This is a genomic window from Catalinimonas alkaloidigena (assembly GCF_029504655.1).
GTDB classification, from domain to species: domain Bacteria; phylum Bacteroidota; class Bacteroidia; order Cytophagales; family Cyclobacteriaceae; genus Catalinimonas; species Catalinimonas alkaloidigena.
Map to the genome: position 1 here is coordinate 3,497,407 of NZ_JAQFIL010000001.1, position 24,404 is coordinate 3,521,810.

The window sequence follows — 24,404 nt, forward strand, 5'->3', positions numbered from 1 at the left end:
TGGCTTAGCTTTACTCTGTTAGCAACATGCGCTTTGCCTGTTTCAGCACAGTCAATAAATTGGTCAGATTCAACTTCTGAAGTAAGCACAGATGAAAAGATAGAGAACAAACGCATAACCATTGATAAGATCTTTATTATAGGCAATAGGCGTACAAAAGAGCGTATCATATTGCGAGAACTTAATATCAATGAGGGTGAGGCTTTTTTATATGATGAGCTTCGGGAAATAATAAAACAAGACAGAAGGAAGTTAATGAACACCCAACTTTTTCTGGATGTAAAACTTAGCTTAATACAGCTGGATGAAAACATTGCTGACATTATTATTAGAGTAACAGAAAGGTGGTATACGGTTCCAACACCCTATTTTAAGCTTGCTGACAGGAACTTTAACGTCTGGATCTCTAATCAAAACCGGGATTGGAAAAGAGTAGAATACGGTTTAAAGTTTTTTAAGTATAATTTTCGTGGGCTCAACGAACAGATTTATTTCGCTTTTCAATTGGGGTTTACCAAGCAACTGGCACTGAGATACCGAATCCCTTATATAGATGAAGCCCAAAAAAATGGTCTTGAGTTTGGTTTTAGTTTTTCTGAGACTGCTAATATAAATTATACAACTTACGAGCACCGTCAGATTTTTACCGACTCACTGAATAAAGCTTCACAATCCACCATCGGATTGGTGGGTTGGCGATACCGTCCTTCTTTTTACAAGAATCACTTTATAGAATTCAGATACAATGATGTAAAAATAACTGATACGATCCGTGCCCTCAACCCCCAATACTTCCTTAATGATGGCAATCGTCAGCAATATTTAATGCTCTCCTATAGTTTTGAAAATGATCATCGCGACTTTGTTGGTTACCCCTTAAATGGATATCGCTGGCGAGCAGAAATTTCAAAACTTGGCTTGGGAATTTTCGATGAGCTAGACTTATTTCGTCTATCCGCAGAAGCAGCTAAATACAAACCTTTAAGCAAAAAACTATATTATGCAGGTATAGGCAGAGCTTTCTTCAGCTCTCCTAAGGTACAGCCATATGCCAACCTCACCGGCTTTGGTTTCAATCAGGTCTGGATCCGAGGCTACGAGCTTGATGCAATTGAAGGACAGGCCTACCTGATGCAGCAAAACACATTGAGGTGGAAGTTGTTCTCACGCGAGTTTGATATCAGCAACGTAATGCCAGTTGACCAATTCAATACTATTCCCCTTGCCATTTATGTAAAAGGGTATTTTGATCAGGGTTATTTATGGAATGATATATCATATCTTGAAAATAAACCCTTTGCAAATAAATACCTCTACGGCTATGGTTTAGGCGTTGACATTGTTTCCTTTTACGATTTTGTTTTTCGCATAGAACACTCCTGGAAACATGACGGTACATCCGGAATATTCTTTCATTTCAACAGTGCATTTTGATATGCTTTTCTTAATATTGCCTCTTTTCAGACATCAAACTTACTTGACCTACAATAATCAGCATATATGTCAGTAACTAACAACAAGCCCAAAAGATATACCATCACCGCTGCACTTCCTTATGCCAACGGACCACTTCATCTAGGGCATATTGCCGGAGCATATTTGCCAGCAGACATTTATGTGAGGTATCTCCGGCTTACAAAGAAGGATGTGGTATTCATAGGTGGTAGTGATGAACACGGAGTGGCCATTACATTGAGAGCGAAAAAAGAAGGAATATCGCCTCAGGAGATAATAGATAAGTACCACTTTCTCAATAAAGAAACCTTTGAGAAATTTGGAATTTCCTTTGACATGTACCACCGTACTTCGGAAAAGATACATCATGAGACTTCTCAGGAATTTTTCTCTACCTTATATGACAAAGGAGAGTTTATAGAAAAAGACAGTGAACAGTTTTATGACGAAGAATTCAATCAGTTTCTAGCTGACCGTTACATCGTTGGAACTTGTCCGATTTGTAAGTATGAAAACGCTTATGGTGATCAATGTGAAAACTGTGGTTCATCTTTAAACCCAACCGACCTTATTAATCCAAAATCCACTTTAAGCGGTAAAGCACCTATTCTTAAAGAAACCAAGCATTGGTATCTTCCTTTGGATAAATACCAACCCTGGCTAGAAAAGTGGCTGCTGGAAGGAAAAAAAGGGCTTTGGAAATCAAATGTCTATGGTCAGTGTAGTGCCTGGCTACAGGCAGGCCTCCAGCCTCGTGCCATGACACGCGACCTTGACTGGGGGGTTGATGTACCCTTGCCCAATACTGAAGGCAAAAAGCTTTACGTATGGCTGGATGCTCCTATCGGTTATATTTCATCCACTAAACAGTGGGCCAAAGACAACCATAAGGACTGGGAACTTTACTGGAAACAACAGCCCAGTGAAGAAGATAACAGTAGGCTTATTCATTTTATCGGTAAAGATAATATTGTTTTCCACTGCATCATCTTCCCTTCCATTCTGCACGCCAATGGTCAGTATATTTTACCGGAAAATGTACCTGCCAATGAATTTCTTAACCTTGAGGGCAAAAAGATATCCACCAGCAGAAACTGGGCAGTATGGCTACACGAATACCTGGAAGATTTTCCCAATAAACAGGACATATTGAGATACGTTTTGTGCAGTATATTGCCAGAAACCAAAGACAGCGAGTTTACGTGGAAGGATTTTCAGGCCAAAAATAACAACGAACTGGTTGCCATTTACGGTAATTTTATCAACAGGACCTTAATACTGACCCACAAATACTTTGATGGTTTTGTCCCAGAAGCTGATAAATTTCAAATTATAGATCAGGAAGCATTAGGCAAAATCAAATCTTTGACAAACAAGCTCTCTGAAGCAATAGAGAATTTCCGTTTTCGCGAGGCGAATGCGATCATGATGGACTTAGCCCGTGTAGGTAATAAATACCTGGCTGATACCGAACCCTGGAAGGCCATAAAAGAAGATGAAAACAGGGTAAAAACAATTCTGAATGTGGCGCTCCAAATTGCCGGAGGCTTGTCCATTCTATCTGAACCTTTTCTTCCATTTACTGCTCAAAAACTCCGAGATATGCTCAACATTGAGGCCATTTCTTGGCATAAAGCGACTGAAGACGTGCTCATTGTTGCCGGACATAAAATTGGTAAAGCTGAGCTTTTATTTGAGAAAGTAGAAGATGAAGTAGTAGAGGCACAAATTCAAAAGCTTCTGGATGCCAGAAACGAAGCATCTACTGACTATAAAGCCACTGATCCCAAAGCTGAAATTGCTTTTCCTGATTTTGAAAAAGTAGATATCAGAGTGGCTAAAATCATTGAAGCTGAAAAAGTCAAAAAGTCTAAAAAGCTGCTAAAACTAAAAGTAGATACCGGTATAGACCAGCGGACTGTGCTTAGCGGTATTGCCCAGTTTTACAAACCAGAAGAAGTAATAGGCAAACAAGTGTGCATTCTAGTGAATCTGGCACCCAGAAAAATGATGGGCGTAGAATCACAGGGCATGATACTAATGGCCGAAGACCATGACGGAAAGCTAAGCTTCGTACAGCCTGAAGACTCCGTAAGCAATGGAAGCCAAATCAGCTGATATTATATTAGTCGTTATACTGGCTCATGGTACGTTCAATGCCCATGGTACTAAAAGAAATGATCATCTCTCCTGCCCTGTCCATAAGATGGGGCAGTTCTTCCAATTCATCATTGGGAAAGTTACCCAAGACATAATCTACTTGTCTTCCTTTAGGAAAATCATTTCCTACACCAAATCTAAGCCGGGGATACTGAGTACCACCTACAACAGATTCAATATCTTTTAACCCATTATGACCAGCGCTGGAGCCCTTGGCCCTCATCCTCAACTTGCCAAATGGTAAAGCTATATCATCAGTTACAATTAAACAGTTTTGTATATTTACTTTTAGCTGCTGTAGCCAATAATTAACAGCTTTTCCACTCCTGTTCATATAAGTGTTCGGCTTAAGCAAGTAAATGCTTCTCCCTTTGGCTTTAAATGATGCAACTTCGCCCAGTTTTGCTTGCTCAAATGCTACTTCATGTTGATCAACAAGACGATCTAAAGTCAGAAAGCCAATATTATGGCGGTTTAATTCATATTCTGGCCCGGGATTACCCAAGCCTACAATTAAAAATTTCATAATTTACTATAAAAGAGAAAATCCTGTTCATAAAAGATATGAACAGGATTAAAAAATGAACTTTATATCTTTATTTTACTCCTCAGCACCTTCTTCTACTCCTTCTTCCACCTCTTCTTCATCCTCAGTTCTTCCTCTCAATGCACGAGGCACCTCAATTACAGCTATTGATACCGCCGGGTTGTCGAGGATTTCAAAGTTCTCAGCTTCCACATCACTTACTTTGATAGCCTTGCCAAAATCTAGTCCTGAAACATCTACATTGATATGCTCTGGCATATCTTTAGGAAGGGCTTTTAATCTGAGTGACCTTCTCTTGAACATAAGGGTACCACCTTTGCTTACTCCGGGGGCTGTGCCTGTAAGATGTAATGGGATATCCATTTTTACTGGCTTTTTCTCTTGAAGTTCAAGAAAATCTGCATGTAAAATAACCTCATTTACCGGGTGAAATTGAATGTCCTGTAAAATACATCTTATATGATTTCCTTCAATATTGAGATCAACCATGTGTGCTTCAGGCGTATACACGAGTGGGCGAAACAGAATCATAGGTGCATAGAAGTGTGTTTGCTCTCCACTTCCGTAGACTACGCAAGGTACATTACCTTCTGCACGCAATCGCTTCGATTCTTTTTTTCCGAGATTTGCTCTTTTATACCCTATAATCTCTACTGTTTTCATAATAAATTATATAGTTTATTGATTTTTAAAATCTTGCTTTGCTTATAAAAAGCGGGCTGATAGACTCGTGTTTATGTATCTTAGTTAAAGCTCCGGCGAAAAGTTCAGCCACTGTCAATACTTTTATTTTCGAGCACTCCTTCTTTAGTGGTATGGTATCTGTTACCACCAATTCATCCAGCATAGAATTTTCTATATTTTCATACGCATTACCTGACAAGACAGCATGCGTACTAATGGCTCTGACAGAACGAGCGCCATTTTCTTTGATTATCGCTGCAGCTTTGCAAAGCGTACCAGCAGTATCTACCAGGTCATCAACTAACACTACGTCTCTATCTTCCACATCTCCAATGACCTGCATGCTTTCTACCTGATTTGATCTCTTGCGTTGCTTATCACAGACAACCATATCAGTTTGAAAATATTGTGCAAAATTTCTGGTCCTTTTTACTCCACCTACGTCAGGAGAAGCGAAAACAAGGTTTTCAGTAGGCAATTGACTTAGATATGGCACGAATATGATGCTGCCACTAAAGTGGTCTACAGGGAAATCAAAAAAGCCCTGAATTTGACCAGCATGAAGATCACATGTCATCAAACGATCAGCTCCGGCTGCTGATAACAAATTAGCAATCAGTTTAGCTCCAATTGCAACTCTTGGTTTGTCTTTTCTGTCCTGTCTGGCATAACCAAAGTATGGAACTACTGCAGTAACATATTTGGCGCTAGCTCTACGTGCAGCATCTATTAGTAAAAGTAGCTCCATCAAATTATCAGACGGAGCAAAAGTTGACTGAACTAAAAAGACATCACAACCTCTTACAGACTCAGTGAAATGGGGTGAAATTTCTCCATCGCTAAATTTCTCTATATTCACCTCACCCAACGGCTTTCCATATAGCTGCGCAATTTTTTCTGCCAAGTATTTTGTTGCTCCACCGGAAAATATTTTGACTGTAGGCATAAAAAATGAAGGTCAGTGGATTTGCTAAAATTAATCCCAGTTTGCTTTGCAGCAAACCGGGATTTTGTAGTTGTCCGGCAAGGACTCGAACCCTGAATAACAGGACCAAAACCTGCTGTGTTACCATTACACCACCGGACATCAATTTTTGGAGGTACAAAAGTAGTCACTTTTAAATTACTCGCAAACTCTGCTGGAAAAAAAATCAAAAAAAATTTAATGCGAACCGACTTTTTGTACAGACTAACTTACAAGCTTAATTTATTATTTCTTAATCCAAAAAAAACAAATCCATTAATACAAGTATCATTATAATTCTAGTGTGTTCAATCAATATTGGTACATATGGCATACATGTTGTTTTTACTTAGTTTTTTAAATAACAATCCATTCAATATGTTAATTCAACCTTTCATGTTAGATATTTTTTTAAGTTTTAATCACATCTACTTATAAATCCATTATATAAATATTAGAATAATAAATATTAAATATTTTGTGATTTATAAAAATTAATAATATATTTACAGCATATATTACATATGTTCAATAACTTTATTGAATAGTGCAAAATGACAGCCTTTGATTTTATAAAAAAGAGTCATTACTCAAAGTCTCTGATCATACTTCTACTGACAGCAGATATTCTAGTACTGATATTGTCTTTCAGGCTTTCTTATAGCTTTTTTTACAATGCAAATGCTATAAGTAATAATTCTACAGAAAGCCTTTTAGTGATATTTGTATTGGCATGGGTAATAGCCTCTTTATTTGGTAATATCTATCATATTGATAATTTAAGAAAGCTTGGCCGCATTGCTTTAGTCAATTTTTTTGGCCTGATGTTCAGCGCGATCATTTCAGGGGTTTATATCCTATGGTTATACCCTAACTTATTTTCTCCTAAGTTTATTTTCTCTGTTTATGCGCTTTCTTATGTGCTCTTATTTACCCTTAGGTTTCTCGAACTAAAGGGATATAAATTTCTTAGATCACTTAAAAACACCAGAAAAAACATTGTAGTAATAGGTTATACACTTTCGGGAAAAAAACTATACAATTATTTTAAAGATAGTGCGGCCTACGATTATAATTTTTTAGGTTTTTTTGATGATGAGGTAAATGACAATGAACTTGTACTTGGAAAGCTAAATGATATTCAGAAATTCTGCATCAGAGAAGATGTAGATGAAATTTACTATGCATTACCCAATCACGCAGCCTTAGTTGATCGTTTGGCAAAGTTTGCAGATGAAAATTATATGTATTTTGGATTAGTGCAGGATATAGGGGGGCTTTCTAACAAAAAAATAGATACTCATTTATATGATGATGGTCGAATTCCGATAGTGACACCCCGTCGTGATCCTTTACGCTTCTTTTTTAATCAGCAGGTAAAACGCATGTTTGATATATTTTTCTCAGCCTTTGTTATTTTTTTCATATTCCCTTTCATAGTCCCAATAGTAGCTTTCTTTATTAAAATTGACTCAAAAGGTCCCGTTTTCTTTAAACAGCTACGTTCGGGGAAAAACGGAAAACCTTTTTGGTGTTATAAGTTTCGGACAATGACAGTGAATAGTGAAGCAGATAGTAAACAAGCTACAGTAAATGATTCTAGAGTAACTAAAATAGGTAAGATACTTAGGAAAACCAGCCTGGATGAAATTCCACAGTTTTACAATGTGTTGATTGGTGAAATGTCTGTGGTAGGTCCAAGACCCCATATGTTAAAACATACTGAAGAATACTCTGCGATTATCAACAATTTTAATCTACGCCACTTTATTAATTCAGGGATAACAGGCTATGCTCAGGTCAACGGATACAGAGGGGAAACCAAGAATAATTATCAAATGGAAAAGAGAGTTATGTATGATAATTGGTATCTAGAAAACTGGAGCCTCACCTTAGATATTAAGATTATTATTAAAACAGTAGTAAATGCTTTCAAAGGCGAAAAGAACGCATATTAAGTTTCAACTCAGTTTAACAACAAATCAATGATGAAAATAAGTGTATTTGGTCTTGGATATGTAGGTGCCGTGTCTTGCGCATGTTTTGCTAAGTTAGGCCATCAGGTAATTGGCGTTGATGTTAGCGAATTAAAGATAAAGCTTATCAACAGTGGCAAGTCTCCAATTGTAGAAAAAGATTTAGATGAGTACATAGAAGAAGGTATTAATAATGGCAATATAACAGCAACAAATAATGTAGAAAATGCTGTTCATAATTCAGAAATCTCAATTGTATGCGTAGGTACACCAAGCCAGATAAATGGGAATATTGACTTAACCTACATCTACCGAGTTTGTAGTGAGATTGGTGAAGCTATCAAAACTAAAAATGGTTTCCATACAGTGGTGATCAGAAGCACAGTGGTACCAGGTACAATCAAACAATGTGCTCAGATCATTGAAGATGCATCAGGAAAAAAACACGAAGTTGATTTTGGAGTAGCTTCCAACCCTGAGTTTCTAAGAGAAAGTACTGCTATTGAGGATTTCTGGAATCCTCCATACTCAATTATAGGTACACTAAGTAAGCAAAGTGAGAAAAAACTGGTTGAATTGTATAGCGACATTGACGCACCCATTTATACGCTTAAGCCAGAGGAATCTGAAATGATTAAGTATGCAAATAATAATTTTCATGCGGTAAAGGTCACTTTTGCTAATGAAATAGGAAATATCTGTAAAGAACTGGGAGTAGATGGGCAAAAGGTAATGGAGGTGGTTTCCAGTGATAATAAACTTAACCTGTCTCCTTACTATATGAAACCCGGCTTTGCATTTGGTGGGTCTTGCCTACCTAAAGATGTTAGGGGATTGAATTATCGTGCAAAGACGCTAGATCTTAAAACTCCTCTTTTAAGTAGTCTGATGAATAGTAATAATTATCAGGTGGAAAGAGGGCTACAAATGGTTTATAAAACAGGAAAGAGAAAAATAGGCTTTTTGGGTTTTGCGTTTAAAGCTGGTACCGACGATTTACGTGAAAGTCCAGTAGTTGAGATCATCGAAACCCTTTTGGGTAAAGGTTACGCACTTTCGTTATATGACAGTAATATCTTACTTTCCAGATTAATGGGAAAAAATAAAGATTATCTTACCGGTCATATCCCACATATTAACAGAGTACTTAAAGATTCTGTTGAGGATGTAATCAATGAATCGGATGTGATAGTATTTGGAAACAAATCTGAGGAGTTTAAGCAGGCTCTTCAAAACATATCTGAGGATAAAATTATTATTGACTTGGTTAGAATAGATAAAACCAGAATTACAAAAGATAACTATGTCGGAATTTGCTGGTAAACACATATTGATCATCATTGAAAACCTGCCAGCCCCCTTTGATAGGAGGGTATGGCAGGAGGCCTGTACGCTCAAAGAAAAAGGCGCTGATGTAAGTATTATATGCCCTAAGATGAAGGGCTACACTGAGAGCTATGAAAATATCAATGATATTGATATTTACAGGCACCCTCTTCCTTTAGAAGGAAGTGGTGCGCTTGGCTACTTATTTGAATACAGCACAGCGATCTTTTGGGAGTTATTCCTGAGTTTTAAGATCTTTTTCAAAAAGCGTTTCCATGTGATTCATGGTTGTAATCCTCCCGACCTTATTTTTCTGACAGCATTGCCTTTCAAACTGTTCGGTGTGAAGTATGTCTTTGATCATCACGACATCAACCCCGAACTTTACATTGCTAAATTCGGGAAAAAAGATTTTTTCTATCGTTGCATGATTTGGTTAGAGAAGTTGACCTTTAAAACAGCTGAATATAGCATCGCTACTAATGAATCTTATAAGCAGATTGCCATTGAGCGAGGCAATATGCCTGCTGACAAGGTACAGGTAGTTAGAAGTGGCCCCAGCCTAGAAAGAATCAAACTTACTCCTGGAAACGAAAAATATAAAAAAGGCAGATCTTATTTGATAGGTTATGTAGGGGTAATCGGTGTACAGGAAGGCCTGGATTTATTACTTGAATCAGTAAAATACCTGATTACCAAAAGACAAGATGTACAATTTGCAATCGTTGGAGGTGGTACTTCATTGGAAGATATTCAGAAAATGGCCAAAGAGATGGGCCTCGAAGATTATGTTGACTTTTATGGTAGGGTAAGTGATGAAAAACTACTGGATGTGTTAAACACTTGTGACGTTTGCGTAAATCCAGACAAGCCTACTGTAATGAATAATCTCTCTACCATGAACAAGATCATGGAATATATGGCTTTAAGAAAGCCTATTGTTCAGTTTGACCTTAAAGAAGGCAAAGCCTCTGCTCAAAAAGCTTCTTTGTACGCAAAGAACAATGACACACAAGACTTTGCTGATAAAATCATGTGGCTACTTGATCATGAAAAAGAAAGTAGTGAGATGGCTGAGTATGGATATAATAGAGTGCTTAGTAAACTTTCCTGGGAACATGAGAGTGTTAAGTTAACTAAATTTTATGCCCGAGTTCTGAATGTAAAAATCACAAAACCAGCTAGAGTCTTAAATTGAATTTGAAAAGGTATTAATCATTTATAGCAATAATTTACATGTGATTAAACAAATAGCCCGTATTTTATTTTTAAATACGGGTATCCTTTTATTTAACAAAAAACTTTTTTATGCTTAACCGAAGTACCTTTTCATTCTTACTCATTATTGCTTTGGTATTCAGTTGCCAAAAAGTGCCACTCACCGGGCGCCAACAATTTACTCCTCTTCCTGAAAGCCAGATTCTGAGTATGAGTTTTCAAAACTACAATCAGGTTTTGGAAAGCAGTAAACTATCTAATGACCAAGAAGAGGTCCAAATGATCAGGCGTGTTGGGGAAAAACTGGCAAGTTCAGTAGAAAATTACTTCCGTGAAAACAATCAAGCAGGCAGAATTGATGATTTTGAATGGGAATTTAACCTTATTGAAGATGATGATATGGTCAATGCATGGTGCATGCCGGGAGGAAAAGTAGCTTTTTATACTGGAATTTTGCCGATATGTGAAGATGAACAAGGTGTAGCTACTGTAATGTCTCATGAAATAGCCCACGCAATCGCCAAACATGGCAACGAAAGAATGGCTCAACAATTAGGTGTACAGCTAGGGGGTATGGCACTAAGTGTAGCATTAAGTGAAGAGCCAGAAACGACGCAGCAACTGGCTTTTGCTGCATTTGGCTTAGGGACTCAGTATGGCTTACTCTTACCCTACAGTAGACAGCATGAAACTGAAGCTGATGAAATTGGCATTTACATGATGGCGATGGGAGGTTATGACACCAATGAAGCTATCGATTTCTGGCAAAGAATGGCTCAGCAAGGTGGAGAAAGGCCTCCTGAATTTATGTCAACCCACCCCTCTCCCGAAAGCAGGATTGAGCATATTCGCAAAACTATACCAAAAGCAGAGAAGTATAGAGGGGAGTATTAATGATCGTTTTTAAGTACAGGATCAAACTTACCTACTAAAAAGAGTTTATAATTTTCACATGACATCCGACCAGTTTCTTTACAGTATTGGCAGGCTTTATATATAGAGGTTCCTAAAGAGCCCCTTTCAATTGAAACACCTTGTCCGGAACAAACCGGACACACCACGAAGGGAGTTTGTTCACAGTTGATAAACTCTCTTTTCCTGGGTTCTTTATTATTTTGTATTTGTGATGCAGTACTTTGAAATTGTTGCTCTTCCTCAGCTAACTTCAAATATTCAACAGCTGCATCAAAAAAGCGACCTGATGTTCCTTTAAGCTCAATATATTTGTTAAGCCAGTCTATGCTTTGGCTGAACTTATCAAGATGGAAAGAATTCTTACCAAAGTAGAAGCAAAGGTCAGCGGGAACCACCTCAACATTTAAAAGGACTTCCCTAAAGAGTTCTTCAGCCTTCTCAAAGTTCCCCTGATTCATCAGCTCAACTCCTTCATCCATTTTCATTATTTGTTGGCTTTGGTTTAAGTCCAATACCTGCTGGCCAATGGCATGAAAATAAGTGATAAGGGATAGAAACGATATATATATAATCTTTGACACTTTTCTTAATTTAACTCTTAAAGTTAAGGATTAATCATTATTCTCTTAGGAATAACTCTCTCAATCTCAAAAAATGATAATAGTATCATATTTCTTTTCATCTATTTGCATAAATAATACTTTTGTGCATGAACAAGCAAGTGCTAGAAGAAGGAAAACAGCTGAATTTACAATTTGATAAACGAGGCGGACTCATACCTGTAATTGTACAAAATTCAGAAAGCAAAGAAATACTCATGCTGGGCTACGCAAACCGGCAGGCATTTGAAAAAACTGTTTCCTCAGGTATGGCTACCTTTTGGAGTACTTCTAGAAAACAAATATGGACCAAAGGTGAAACATCAGGAGATTATCTTCTGGTGGATAAAATTCTGGTGGATTGTGACCAAGACTCTATCATTTATCAAGTTACCATGCAAGGTTCAGGAGCCTGCCATACAAAAAATAACAGAGGGAATACCAGAAAAAGTTGTTTCTACCGAGAATATCAAGGAAGTAAAGACTCTCTTGAAAATATAGATCCCTGATTTTCAGGTGCTTGATTCCCCATAAATACAATGGGCTTTATTTGCAGTAATTTGTAAACTATGTTTAGTAATTACGTTTACCTAAATAAACATTTCGTTTGATATCGTTTTTATTCATCAGATCATAAATTCCATTCATAAGATTAATTATAAATATGAATCAAAAAGGGCGTGATCAATTCCCTGTTTATATTACAAACAGCTATACAAGAAAAAAAGAGAAATTTGAACCATTAAATCCGTCTCATATAGGAATGTATGTCTGTGGTCCTACAGTTTACGGAGACCCACATCTAGGACATGCACGCTCAGCAATTACGTTCGATATTGTTGCTCGCTATTTTCGTTTTCTTGGATATAAAGTAAGGTATGTAAGAAACATCACCGACGTTGGGCATCTTGAGGATGAAGTTCTAGATTCGGGAGAGGACAAAATTAGCAAAAAAGCAAGGCTGGAGAAACTAGAGCCTATGGAAGTGGTACAAATGTATACCAACCACTATCACGATGCCATCGCCAAGCTTAATGTAATTCCTCCAAGCATTGAGCCATCAGCCAGCGGTCATATTCCTGAGCAAATTAAAATTATTGAAGAGATCATCAAAAATGGCTTTGGTTATGAAGTAAATGGATCAATATATTTTGACCTTGAAAAATATGCGAAGGAACAACCCTATGGTAAACTCTCCGGTAAAGTATTAGATGACCTTAAATCTGGGAGTAGAAACACACAGGGGCTTGGTGAAAAAAGAAGCCCTCATGACTTTGCTCTTTGGAAAAAAGCTAATCCAGAACATATCATGCGCTGGGATTCTCCCTGGGGAGAAGGTTTTCCTGGCTGGCATATTGAGTGTACTACGATGTGTACCAAATATCTGGGTGAAGAGTTTGATATTCACGGGGGTGGATTAGACTTACAATTTCCACATCACGAAGCCGAACTTGCTCAAAGCTACGGCGCCACCCATAAAAACCCAGTTCGCTATTGGATGCATAACAATCTGGTCAGTATTGACAATCAGAAAATGAGTAAGTCTTTGGGTAATTTTATTACTATTGAGGAGCTTTTTAGTGGAGAACATAAAAAACTTGAACAGGCATATAGTCCAATGACTGTAAGGTTTTTCATTCTGCAGGCCCATTACAGAAGCCCAGTTGACTTTTCTAATCAGGCCTTACAAGCCGCTGAAAAAGGCTTACAAAGATTGATGAATACATCTGAGCATCTTGCGAAGCTGGAACACCAGGCTGGCGAACAGGAGTCGGAGTTAGACAATGAAATCAGAGACTTCTGCTTTTCTTGCTACGAGCATATGAGTGACGACTTTAATACAGCAAAAACCATAGCCTCCCTTTTTGAGCTAAGCAGTAAGATTAATGCTTTTTACCATAAGCAACTCAACCTAAATAGTATTTCTTCAGATACTTTTATGCTGCTCAAAGATACTTTTAAAGGCTTTGTACATGACGTACTTGGATTGACATTTGAAAAGAATGATCAAAGTGATCGTGTCGATGCTCTTGTAAAATTATTTATTGACCTGCGTAAGGATGCAAAACTGCAAAAAGATTACAATAAAGCTGACATGATACGTCAGCAGTTGGCTAATATTGGAGTCCAATTGAAAGATGAAAAAGATGGTAGCACTTCGTATTCTTTGGTTTAAATAATTAGATAAATCCAATTTGCTCTTCTGTTAAATATTACATTATAAAACCCTAAAGCATTTTTTACAGTAAATATGATACGTTTGCTTTAGATTTTGAAAAAAAGAAAATGATATTATCTGGAAGAGAAATAGTAAAACTGATTGACAAAGAAATTTTTATTAATCCGTTTTCAATAGATCAAATAAATCCCAATAGTTATAATCTTCGTTTACACAATCAACTATTGGTTTATGAAGATGAAGTATTAGACATGAAAAAGGATAATGATGTCAAAAAAGTCATTATCCCAGAGGAGGGATTGATTTTACAACCCAATCGTTTGTATTTGGGCAGAACCATTGAAACTATTAAAGCAGAGCATCATGTTCCTAAATTGGAGGGTCGTTCTTCCATTGGTCGCTTAGGTATTATGGTACATTTGACCGCAGGACTTGGTAATATTGGTTCTGATGGATACTGGACATTAGAGCTTGCCTGCATTCAGCCGGTCAGGATTTATCCTGGTGTAGCCATTTGTCAGATTTATTTTGAAGACATCAAAGGTGAGTACGATACTTATAAAAGTGAAAAGTACCATCATGGAGATATACAACCAAGTCTGATTTATCAGGAATTACAGTGATGCTTAAAACTCTTATACAAAGACTTGCATTAGGGTTGATACGATTTTACCAGCTTGCAATCTCGCCTATCTTGGGGAGTCATTGTCGGCATACTCCCAGTTGTTCAACTTACACAGCTACAGCCATCCGGGAATGGGGACTGTTAAAGGGTGTAAAACTTGGTATTAAACGGATATCAAGATGTCATCCGTGGGGAACTTCTGGTTTTGATCCTGTACCAAAAAATGTAAGATCTGATATTAAGAATTCTCACAGTTAACACTTGGGGAAATCATTTAGCCCTGATAGATTAATTAAGAAGAAAGTAGATTTTATGGATCGGACTGTGCATATTTTGTATATACAAGTTAAATGAAAGAGGAAGAAAAATACATGAGGCAGGTTTTTGAGCTTGCCCTCAAAGGTAAAGGTAAGGTTGCCCCTAATCCTATGGTAGGTTGTGTCATTGTAAATGATCAGCGTATTATTGGTAAAGGGTGGCATATGGAATACGGTAAAGCACATGCTGAAAGAAATGCTGTTGACAATGTTAGTGATAAAAAATTATTGATAGGTAGTACAGTTTATGTAAATTTGGAACCTTGTTCTCATTATGGCAACACCCCTCCCTGCTGTAATCTAATGGTTAGCAGTGGGGTTAAAAAAGTAGTAATTGCTAATGTTGATCCCAATCCGTTAGTGAATGGAAATGGGATAAAAAGAATGCGGGAGGCAGGAATAGAAGTTATTACTGGTGTATTAGATCAAGAAGGGAAAAAACTCAATGCATCCTTTTTTGAAAAAATGAGACGCAAAACTCATATTCAAACCGTAGATTAATTTATTCATCACATGTTATTGCATAACAGGATTGATAAAAAGATTTTGAAAAAACAAATGGAGGAGAGCAATGAAAAACGGGTTACTCTTTCTTTTTACAATTACGCTCACATAGAAAAGCCTGAAGTACTTCGCGATAAACTTTTTGCTGAGTGGTCAGAAATTGGTGTATTAGGTCGTGTGTACCTTGCTAAGGAAGGCATTAATGCCCAGGTTAATGTGCCTGAAGAAAAATTTGAACTCTTTAAGGCAAATATGAATAACCTATCTTTTCTCAAAGGAGTCAGGTTAAATATAGCGGTTGAAAAGGAAGGTAAATCTTTTTATAAGCTCAAGATAAAAGTACGACCTAAAATCGTTGCTGATGGTCTTGAAGAAAGTCAATTTGATGTTACTGACAAAGGGACGCATGTAAATGCTGAGGAGTTTAATCGCCTGACTGAAGATCCTAACACTATTGTAGTGGATATGCGCAACCACTACGAAAGTGAAGTGGGACATTTTGAAAATGCTATACTTCCTGATGTAGATACTTTTAGAGATGCGTTACCTATAGTGAAAGAAACGCTTCAACCATACCGTGATCATAACATTATCATGTATTGTACCGGGGGTATACGTTGTGAAAAGGCCAGTGCATATTTCAAACACCTTGGATTTAAAAAGGTACATCAGTTAGAAGGCGGTATTATCAAATATGCTCATGAGGTAGAAGCTAAAGGTCTTAAAAATAAATTTATTGGAAAAAACTTTGTTTTTGACGAGAGACTTGGTGAACGCATCTCAGGTGATATAATCAGTCATTGTCACCAATGTGGTAAACCTTGTGACAGCCATACCAATTGTAAGAATGATGCCTGCCATCTCTTATTTATTCAATGCGAAGAGTGCTCTGAAAAATTTGAAGGCTGCTGCTCAGAAGAATGTACAACATTCATTCATTTGGACGAAAACGAGCAAATAAAACTAAGAAAAAAGTTTCAGCAAAAACGAAATGTCTTTAAGAAAGGTAGGGCCGAACACCTCAAACAACATTGGCTAAAAGACTTAAAAATTATCAAGAAGCAAGCTCACAGTTAAATGTGAGCTTTTTTTTTGCATAGCTTCTCAGGATCATCTTCTTTCCTCTACTGTAAAGCATTAAAGTGAAAAGATGCTATCCATACTTCTTTCCAAATACCGATTATTCCATCATATGTAACTTTTGATTATGGTTTGAAGGTACGCAAGTGCACTCTGCTGCTAATTTTGATAGTACTTTAAGTAGCCAATAGAGGTGAAGCAGAAGGAAGAACAAACCACACATAATTAAAGTTATTCATGCCCAAAATAAAATATTATTACGATTCCAATACCTGTAAGTATGAAAGAGTAAAAGTGACCAAAAAGGAATGGATTATTGATGGGGTCATGAATATTTCTATCGTTCTGTTTGCGGCAATTGGGATAGCTTTTATTTACATGAACTTTTGCGATTCTCCTAAAGAAGTAAGCCTGAAAAAAGAAAATGAAAAGCTGCACTTCTATTACAATATTCTACATAAACAAATGGATGAAGCATCGTCCAAGCTGGCTCTCCTTCAAGATCGTGACGATGGAATTTATCGCACCATATACGAACAGGATCCTATCCCAGAGTCAGTAAGAAATGCAGGCATCGGAGGTGTGGAGCGTTATAACAAATTACTAAAGGCCAATCTAAGTGAAGAAGAGCTGATATTATCAACTGTAAAAGACTTTGATCAGATCAAAAGAAAAATGTACATACAGACGAAGTCGTATGATGAACTTTTGACATTGGCTAAGAATCAACACCTTATGTTGGCTTCAATACCCGCTATTGCACCTATTTCAACAAATGACTCATATTTGTCCTCTGGATTTGGCCTTCGTTATCATCCTATTTATAAAATAAGAAAATTGCATACCGGATTGGATTTTGCGGCACGTATTGGTACGGCAATATATGCAACTGGTGGTGGTACCGTATCAAAAGTATCAACCAGCTATTATGGCTATGGAAGACAGGTGGAAATTGATCATGGCTTTGGCTTTAAAACAAAGTACGCTCATATGTCTGAGTTTAATGTTAAAGTTGGGCAAAAAGTAAAGCGAGGTGAGTGTATTGGATACTCAGGAAATTCCGGCACTTCTTCTGGTCCCCACTTACATTATGAAGTTCACAAAAACAGAAAAAAAGTGAACCCGATCCACTATATTTACCGGGATATTACCGAAGAAGAGTATGAAATGTTAGTTAAACTGGCTTCTATTGAAAACCAGTCTATGTAACCACTTAACTGAAATTAAAGGTTTTTGTAAAAAAAGTAATAGCGCACAATTGTTTAAATGGCTATTACTTTTTTTATCTTATTTTTTGCTGTTACTCCAAAGTATTACGCCTATTACAAGGACTATAATACTGATAATCAGGGGAACATAATTAGCCTGACTTACCACTACATCAGCACCAAAAATACTAAAACTATCTGAGTCATCAGCAACTTGCATACCGGTAATGGCAGTAGCTGCAATACCTACCAGAGTGAGAACTATTCCCAATCCTTTTTTCATAAAAAGTTAATTAATAATTAAAAAATTAAGTCAGTTAAGCTTTAATTTATCAGTAAAATGAAACTGAGAAAAGACTAACTGCATCAAAGTATAAATTTTCTATAAAGTAAAGAAGATCTAACACTTAAATTGTTTCAGGCATTTGTTTTATGCTTATTCTTATTTATTCCTTTGCTTAAATAAAAAATAGCTACTACCAAAATAACCAAAGATACCGCAAAGATGATGAGAACAGTGATTGATGAGCTTGTTAATATACTATAATTGGCACCCTCCCCATCTTGCGCATAAGCTTCACCAGATGTATTGTCGGACGATGCCTCTTCCTTAATTCCATCGTCAGACTGTGCATTACCACTTGCACCTACTCCTAAGGATGCTGTTTCGGATATCGACTCTTTTTTTATGTAGGCCAAGATACTAAGGATATCATCATCAGACAAAAACTCAAAAGCAGGCATAATCTGCTCGTTGTATTGACTAAATAGTTGTTTTGCGTATTTCTCTTCAGGATCAGAAATTACTTCCTGGGAATTTTTTATGAATCTTATCAACCAATCAGTAGGCCTGGTACCATGCACACTAGCCAGTGCTGGTCCAATTAGTTGCTTTTCAATCATGTGGCATGCACTACAATGCTGGCCAAACAGGTCCCTGCCATGAGCAACAGCTTGAGGATTATCAGGGATACTTACTTTTGTCTCATCACTCTCTACATTTTGTATGTTTTCTTCAGGATTTTCCTGAGCTTGAGTATCATATGTAGAGATGAAAAAAAACAAACTCAATAAATATAAAAGTGAGACCAGGAAACTTTTGTGGTTTCTTTTTTCGCTGTATTTAAAAATTGAGAACATCTGAGTAAAATTATTAGTCAAAAAAATATCTTATTGTATATTGTTGAAAGATGTAGAACAACTCAAATGTTTTGGAATATTATCTTTTCATGATTTAGACTTAAGTATTATTAAATCCTTCTTTTGCGTTTAAGGACAAAGAAAAGCCTGACTTACTATACTTTAATGCACAAATAGATCAGGCTGTTTGAGAAAAGAACGTGTTACTTATTAAAAAGGCCTAACTGGTCTTTTGAAGGTTTAGCTTTTTTTTTATCATCATTATTCTTGTTGATTTCCCATACTACTTCCTCACCTGCAGATATATCTCCATTTTCAGTTTTTTTATTTTTTCCTGTATTCTTTTGCTCCTGACCATTGGAGAGAGCATCATCTATAAGGGTAAGGGTTTTGACTTTGTGAGGCGTTAGTTGATTGCCCAAAGCTTTCCACCCTTTAATATCTACGATTATATCCAGATCAATTATTTGCTTCTCATGCTGTTTCTGGCCATCTTTTTTGTAAATAAGTTCTACCTGCGGCTGCTTTAGAGTGGTAGCTAACAATAATCTTGAACTGCGTGCATCGGTAATGAAACAAAATTTACGGTCTGCTGAAGATGTCTCTATCTGAAACCTCTTTACCAGATGATTTTTAGACAAGCCATCATAATAAACAGCAGTTAACGTGTTTTGCGAATCAAATTTCTCGATTAAAATGATGTTATCCGGATCAAACTTATTGGTGAGTTCATATGATTTTATTTCATAACAACCGTCTTTATAAACTGCCAATACCTGATCTTCTCCCTCAAAATTACCTAAATACTTTCCTCTTTCATCCGTATTTAGCGTGCCTACAAAATCATCGTACCAAATATCCAAACCACCCATGGTAGACTCACCTTCAGCTATTTTAACCACCTTACGGATAGGATACTTTGTCAGTATATTACCCTGAGCTCCCCTACCCTTGATGTCTAGTGTAGCGAAATCAAAATCAAACTCTTTGATCTTAGCTCGTGATCTTCCTGACAGATAGACTTTGATAACTTCTGCCTCAGCATTAGGGTTAGCTGAGAAGTAATGTACTTTTGAGCCTGCATTACCTTTGGTAAGGTCATATTCCTTGTCGCGTGTAACAGCCAATACCTGAAAACGTTTCACCATGGAGCGGCCGGTCTTTCCATCTACATAGATCATGTTGTATACTTTACGCTCATCATTTTTCCTGAATACATCAACATGAATAATGTCTTTCCCTACAAATACTTTATCATTAATCTTGGTGACCATGCACTTTCCATCAGCTCTAAAAACAATGATATCGTCAATATCAGAGCATTCGGTAACAAACTCATCTTTCTTCAAGCCATATCCAATGAAGCCATCTTTACGGTTTACAAAAAGTTTTTCATTCGTAAGCGCCACTACATTGGCAGAAATCGTATCAAAATTTTTGATTAAGGTTTTACGTTCCCTTCCTTTACCGTATTTATCCAGCAGACCTTTAAAATATTTGATTGCAAAATCTCGGATATGCTCCAGATCATATTTGGTCTGCTCGAGCTCATCCTGCATTTTTTTCATCAGCTCATCAGCCTTAAAGCTATCGAACTTAGAGATTCGCTTAATTTTGATCTCGGTAAGCCTTACCAGATCATCCTGGGTAATCTCTCTGTAAAAGTCTTTTTTAAATGGGTCTAAACCATTGTCTATTCTTTTCAGGACATCTTCCCAGGTTTCCGCTTCTTCTATATCACGATATATACGGTTTTCTATGAAGATCTTTTCCAGCGAGGAAAACAGGATTTTCTCCATGAGTTCCTGATACTTAATTTCAAGCTCATGCTTCAGCAGATTAACTGTCTGTTCGGTATTTACCTTAAGCAACTCATTTACTCCCAGAAAGCGGGGTTTATCTTCCAGAATCACACAGGTATTAGGGGAAATAGACACCTCACAGTCAGTAAAAGCGTAGAGTGCATCTTTGGTAATATCGGGAGACTGACCGGGAGCCAGAGATACAAGAATTTCTATATCCTTAGCAGTATTGTCTACTACCTTTTTGACCTTGATTTTACCTTTGTCATTGGCTTTTAGAATGGAATCTATCAGGCTATTGGTAGTGGTTCCAAATGGTATATCCTTGATTACAAGTGTTTTCTTGTCATATTCTTCTATTGTAGCCCTTACCCTTACTTTTCCTCCTCTTTTACCTTCATTATAATCTGAAAAATCTGCCATCCCTCCGGTAGGAAAGTCAGGAAGAAGATTGATCGTTTTATTCCTTAAAAAATCAATAGAAGCTTGTAACAACTCACAGAAATTGTGCGGTAGCACTCGCGTAGACAGTCCTACGGCAATACCTTCTACTCCCTGGGCCAATAAGAGTGGAAACTTGACCGGAAAAGTAACAGGTTCTTTCTTACGGCCATCATAGGAAAGTTGCCACTCAGTCGTTTGAGGATTAAAAACTATATCCAACGCAAATTTTGACAGACGGGCCTCTATATAACGGGGTGCTGCCGCATTATCCCCGGTACGCAAATCACCCCAGTTGCCCTGAGTTTCTATCAATAAATCCTTCTGGCCCATACCTACCATAGCATCACCGATGGAGGCATCTCCGTGAGGGTGGTATTGCATGGTTTGCCCTATGATATTAGCTACTTTATTAAATCTGCCGTCATCCATTTCCTTCATGGCATGAAGAATACGTCTTTGTACGGGCTTAAGACCATCTTCTATGGCAGGAACTGCTCTTTCCAGAATCACATATGAGGCATAGTCAAGAAACCAGTTCTCATACATTCCATCTATTTTTTCACCTGATTGTAGTTCTTTGTCCTTTTCGCTCATTTCAATCTTATTGCGTGCTCCTTATAACGTTATTTAACTTTGATTTGAAGTACTTTCAGCATATTTACCGTAATCATTATTGCTATACCTAAACTTAGATAGGCAAGAACCTGTATGCTTCTCACTTTCTTTTGGGCATTTTTATAAAGTTTATGCCCTACGGTTATCTGAATATCTTCTAACTTATGCGTGGTATCCAAAAGCTTTTCAAATGCGGGAATGCTTTCACGCAGATAAACCGTATTGGCTGCTTCAAATTGTTTATTTTCTATATTTCTGATGATTTCATTTTCTATCCTTCGGTAATTCTTAACATGAGTATTAAACTCATTTAACCTATTAGCTTCATCCACTGTCAGGTTAGTTTTGGCATACTTTGCCTCAATCTGATCAATAATATCATTATTAACCCTGATTTTACTGATCACTTTTTTTATCTCCTCATTCTCTTCCATATACACCAATTCTTCCAGGTTGAGACGGTTCCTGTAGAACTGCTCCTGTATTTTAGCCAGATCAAATGAAGGAACCAGCCTGTCTTCTAACATGGACTTAAAATCTTGCGAAAAATCTGTCAAATTACGTGATGTCACAATTGTTAGAATATTGAGCAACACAAGTACTACCAAAAAAGAAATGATAATTCTCTCTCTGTTAGATAATTTGCCAAGAAATCGCATAAAGTTGTTGTATTAAACGGCTGCTTCTACCAGGTCTTTTTCTACCCTAAGCCTATCAATAATGAAAGTCTGACGGTCAGGCGTATTTTTACCCATGTAGAAAGTTAATAGTTTTTTAATGCTTACCTTATCATCTATAATAATAGGCTGTAACTTAATATCTTCACCAATAAAAGCACCAAATTCATCCGGTGAAATCTCACCTAAGCCCTTAAAACGGGTAATTTCAGGTTTACCACCGAGTTTATTTACTGCCCGTCTTTTTTCTTCTTCAGAATAACAATAGATCGTTTGCTTTTTATTTCTTACCCTAAACAAAGGAGTATCCAGAATAAAAACATGGCCATTGCGCACCAGATCCGGAAAGAACTGCAAAAAGAAAGTCAGCATGAGCAATCGTATATGCATGCCATCAACATCCGCATCAGTTGCGATGATAATTTTGCGATAACGCAAACCATCCAGCCCATCTTCTATATTTAAAGCATGTTGAAGCAGGTTGAATTCTTCATTTTCATAGACGACCTTTTTGGTCAGAGAAAAACAATTCAAAGGTTTACCTCTTAAGCTAAATACTGCCTGTGTCTGCACATCTCTAGACTTGGTAATGGATCCACTAGCTGAATCTCCCTCGGTGATGAATATCATAGTATCATCAACTTTTTCTCCCTTTTTATCGTCGTAGTGGATACGGCAGTCCCTCAGTTTCTTGTTGTGTAAATTAGCTTTCTTAGCTCTTTCATTAGCTAGCTTTTTGATACCAGCAATTTCTTTCCGTTCACGTTCAGATTGCTGAATTCTCTTTAAGAGGGCATTGGCTGTTTCTTGGTGTCGGTGCAGATAGTTATCAAGCTGATTTTTGATAAAGTCATTGATAAACGTACGCATGGTGGGCCCCTCAGGCCCCACGTTTTGTGAACCTAGTTTCGTCTTGGTTTGTGACTCAAATACAGGCTCCTGCACTCTTACGGAAATTGCCGCCACAATAGAAGCCCGGATATCTGCCGCTTCAAAGTTTTTGTTGTAAAACTCACGTACTGCCCTTACTACTGCTTCACGGAATGCCGCCAGATGCGTACCTCCCTGTGTGGTGTATTGTCCATTAACAAAAGAATAATATTCCTCGCCATACTGGTTTGTATGTGACATTGCCACTTCTATATCCTCTCCTTTCAGATGGATGATAGGGTAGCGAAGATTATCTTCAGAAGTTTTATTGGAAAGGAGGTCTAACAGCCCGTTTTCTGAGTGATATTTTTTTCCATTAAAAATAATGGTCAGTCCTGAATTCAGGTAAGCGTAGTTCCAAAGCTGGTTTTCAAGAAACTGAGGACGAAAATGAAAATTTTTAAAAACGTCATCATCAGGTTCAAATATGATGAGTGTACCGTTTTTATCCGTGGATTTGGTGATCTTAGCATCATTAGTGATAACACCACGCTCAAATTCTGCCACTTTAGTTTTTCCTTCACGGAAGGATTGCACCTTAAAATGATTGGAAAGGGCATTAACAGCCTTGGTTCCTACCCCATTCAAACCTACTGATTTTTGGAAGGCTTTGGAGTCATATTTTCCCCCGGTATTAATTTTTGATACACAATCAACTACTTTGCCCAATGGTATTCCACGACCGTAGTCACGGATCTCCACCCGCTTGTCAGTAACTTTGATGTCAATGACTTTTCCATAACCCATTACATGCTCGTCAATACAGTTGTCTATGACTTCTTTCACCAGCACGTATATACCATCATCAAATGAAGACCCGTCACCTAGTTTACCAATATACATTCCCGGCCTCAGGCGGATATGCTCACGCCAGTCCAGTGAACGTATACTATCCTCATCGTAGTTACTGTGATTGTTGTTTGCCATATATTTTAGAAAAAACTTATAATACGTAAAATTTGCCTTGAACGCTCTAAATTGAAGATTTCTTATGCTTAATGCAAGTATACTCGCTGTGGAAACAGTTAAGGCTTTGACT

The 24,404-nt window shown here is 37.3% G+C and carries 22 protein-coding genes and 1 tRNA gene; 13 read left to right on the plus strand and 10 right to left on the minus strand.

All coding sequences use genetic code 11. The annotated features are described in order from the left end of the window. The first annotated feature begins 33 nt into the window (after nt 1-33). Together OKW21_RS14220 and metG are read left to right on the plus strand one after the other, a co-directional pair. A complete protein-coding gene (locus tag OKW21_RS14220; protein ID WP_277480258.1) occupies nt 34-1,434 on the plus strand; it encodes a POTRA domain-containing protein in 1,401 nt (466 codons plus the stop codon). 66 nt (nt 1,435-1,500) lie between these two features. Then, a complete protein-coding gene (gene metG / locus OKW21_RS14225; RefSeq protein ID WP_277480259.1) occupies nt 1,501-3,573 on the plus strand; it encodes a methionine--tRNA ligase in 2,073 nt (690 codons plus the stop codon). Between the two features lie 7 nt (nt 3,574-3,580). On the opposite strand, the gene pth is transcribed toward metG, so the two are convergent. From pth to OKW21_RS14245, 4 genes are all read right to left on the minus strand, one after another. Beyond that, nucleotides 3,581-4,141 carry an aminoacyl-tRNA hydrolase gene (gene pth, locus OKW21_RS14230; protein ID WP_277480260.1) on the minus strand — a complete coding sequence of 187 codons (561 nt, stop codon included), beginning with the start codon at nt 4,139-4,141 and terminating at the stop codon, nt 3,581-3,583. Nucleotides 4,142-4,216: 75 nt separating this feature from the next. After that, nucleotides 4,217-4,825: a 50S ribosomal protein L25/general stress protein Ctc gene (locus OKW21_RS14235; RefSeq protein ID WP_277480261.1), complete on the minus strand. Its 609-nt coding sequence runs from the start codon at nt 4,823-4,825 to the stop codon at nt 4,217-4,219. Between the two features lie 25 nt (nt 4,826-4,850). After that, on the minus strand, nt 4,851-5,792 hold the full coding sequence (locus OKW21_RS14240) for a ribose-phosphate pyrophosphokinase (protein ID WP_277480262.1): 942 nt from the start codon (nt 5,790-5,792) through the stop codon (nt 4,851-4,853). Nucleotides 5,793-5,862: 70 nt separating this feature from the next. After that, nucleotides 5,863-5,933: transfer RNA gene (locus tag OKW21_RS14245), tRNA-Gln, on the minus strand. Between the two features lie 431 nt (nt 5,934-6,364). On the opposite strand from OKW21_RS14245, the gene OKW21_RS14250 reads away from it, so the two are divergent. The 4 genes from OKW21_RS14250 to OKW21_RS14265 all read left to right on the plus strand — a co-directional run bounded on the left by OKW21_RS14250 (nt 6,365) and on the right by OKW21_RS14265 (nt 11,224). Beyond that, a complete protein-coding gene (locus tag OKW21_RS14250) occupies nt 6,365-7,768 on the plus strand; it encodes an undecaprenyl-phosphate glucose phosphotransferase (RefSeq protein ID WP_277480263.1) in 1,404 nt (467 codons plus the stop codon). Between the two features lie 27 nt (nt 7,769-7,795). Then, the gene (locus OKW21_RS14255; RefSeq protein WP_277480265.1) at nt 7,796-9,109 is read left to right on the plus strand and encodes a UDP-glucose dehydrogenase family protein; all 1,314 of its coding nucleotides are present in this window, start codon (nt 7,796-7,798) and stop codon (nt 9,107-9,109) included. Beyond that, nucleotides 9,090-10,310, plus strand: a complete 1,221-nt coding sequence (locus tag OKW21_RS14260; protein ID WP_277480266.1) for a glycosyltransferase family 4 protein — start codon at nt 9,090-9,092, stop codon at nt 10,308-10,310. The genes OKW21_RS14255 and OKW21_RS14260 overlap by 20 nt, the downstream gene beginning before the upstream one ends. Before the next feature lie 110 nt (nt 10,311-10,420). After that, nucleotides 10,421-11,224, plus strand: coding sequence for a M48 family metallopeptidase (locus tag OKW21_RS14265; protein ID WP_277480268.1), 804 nt, complete (start codon nt 10,421-10,423; stop codon nt 11,222-11,224). Here the strand turns inward: OKW21_RS14265 and OKW21_RS14270 are convergent. Then, entirely contained in the window at nt 11,221-11,730 is a 510-nt protein-coding gene (locus OKW21_RS14270) for a tetratricopeptide repeat protein (RefSeq protein ID WP_277480270.1), read from the minus strand. The genes OKW21_RS14265 and OKW21_RS14270 overlap by 4 nt on opposite strands. A gap of 224 nt (nt 11,731-11,954) precedes the next feature. Between OKW21_RS14270 and hisI the strand changes: the two genes are divergently transcribed. The 7 genes from hisI to OKW21_RS14305 all read left to right on the plus strand — a co-directional run bounded on the left by hisI (nt 11,955) and on the right by OKW21_RS14305 (nt 17,758). Continuing rightward, nucleotides 11,955-12,353: a phosphoribosyl-AMP cyclohydrolase gene (hisI, locus tag OKW21_RS14275; protein ID WP_277480271.1), complete on the plus strand. Its 399-nt coding sequence runs from the start codon at nt 11,955-11,957 to the stop codon at nt 12,351-12,353. 155 nt (nt 12,354-12,508) lie between these two features. Next, nucleotides 12,509-14,020, plus strand: a complete 1,512-nt coding sequence (gene cysS / locus OKW21_RS14280) for a cysteine--tRNA ligase (protein ID WP_277480273.1) — start codon at nt 12,509-12,511, stop codon at nt 14,018-14,020. Between the two features lie 110 nt (nt 14,021-14,130). Continuing rightward, complete coding sequence (gene dcd / locus OKW21_RS14285; RefSeq protein ID WP_277480275.1) at nt 14,131-14,646, plus strand: dCTP deaminase; 516 nt, start codon at nt 14,131-14,133, stop codon at nt 14,644-14,646. After that, on the plus strand, nt 14,646-14,906 hold the full coding sequence (gene yidD / locus OKW21_RS14290; protein WP_277480277.1) for a membrane protein insertion efficiency factor YidD: 261 nt from the start codon (nt 14,646-14,648) through the stop codon (nt 14,904-14,906). The genes dcd and yidD overlap by 1 nt, the downstream gene beginning before the upstream one ends. A 92-nt stretch (nt 14,907-14,998) precedes the next feature. Continuing rightward, nucleotides 14,999-15,466, plus strand: coding sequence for a bifunctional diaminohydroxyphosphoribosylaminopyrimidine deaminase/5-amino-6-(5-phosphoribosylamino)uracil reductase RibD (gene ribD / locus OKW21_RS14295; RefSeq protein WP_277480278.1), 468 nt, complete (start codon nt 14,999-15,001; stop codon nt 15,464-15,466). Between the two features lie 12 nt (nt 15,467-15,478). After that, nucleotides 15,479-16,546: an oxygen-dependent tRNA uridine(34) hydroxylase TrhO gene (gene trhO / locus OKW21_RS14300; protein WP_277480279.1), complete on the plus strand. Its 1,068-nt coding sequence runs from the start codon at nt 15,479-15,481 to the stop codon at nt 16,544-16,546. 240 nt (nt 16,547-16,786) lie between these two features. Then, complete coding sequence (locus OKW21_RS14305; protein ID WP_277480281.1) at nt 16,787-17,758, plus strand: M23 family metallopeptidase; 972 nt, start codon at nt 16,787-16,789, stop codon at nt 17,756-17,758. A gap of 78 nt (nt 17,759-17,836) precedes the next feature. Here the strand turns inward: OKW21_RS14305 and OKW21_RS14310 are convergent, their stop codons facing one another. The 5 genes from OKW21_RS14310 to OKW21_RS14330 all read right to left on the minus strand — a co-directional run bounded on the left by OKW21_RS14310 (nt 17,837) and on the right by OKW21_RS14330 (nt 24,292). Then, entirely contained in the window at nt 17,837-18,040 is a 204-nt protein-coding gene (locus OKW21_RS14310; RefSeq protein WP_277480282.1) for a hypothetical protein, read from the minus strand. Nucleotides 18,041-18,174: 134 nt separating this feature from the next. Next, nucleotides 18,175-18,918 carry a c-type cytochrome gene (locus OKW21_RS14315; protein ID WP_277480283.1) on the minus strand — a complete coding sequence of 248 codons (744 nt, stop codon included), beginning with the start codon at nt 18,916-18,918 and terminating at the stop codon, nt 18,175-18,177. A gap of 182 nt (nt 18,919-19,100) precedes the next feature. Next, on the minus strand, nt 19,101-21,737 hold the full coding sequence (locus OKW21_RS14320) for a DNA gyrase/topoisomerase IV subunit A (RefSeq protein WP_277480284.1): 2,637 nt from the start codon (nt 21,735-21,737) through the stop codon (nt 19,101-19,103). 29 nt (nt 21,738-21,766) lie between these two features. Further along, a complete protein-coding gene (locus tag OKW21_RS14325) occupies nt 21,767-22,417 on the minus strand; it encodes an MCP four helix bundle domain-containing protein (protein ID WP_277480285.1) in 651 nt (216 codons plus the stop codon). Nucleotides 22,418-22,429: 12 nt separating this feature from the next. Continuing rightward, nucleotides 22,430-24,292 carry a DNA topoisomerase IV subunit B gene (locus OKW21_RS14330; RefSeq protein ID WP_277480286.1) on the minus strand — a complete coding sequence of 621 codons (1,863 nt, stop codon included), beginning with the start codon at nt 24,290-24,292 and terminating at the stop codon, nt 22,430-22,432. Between the last annotated feature and the right edge of the window lie 112 nt (nt 24,293-24,404).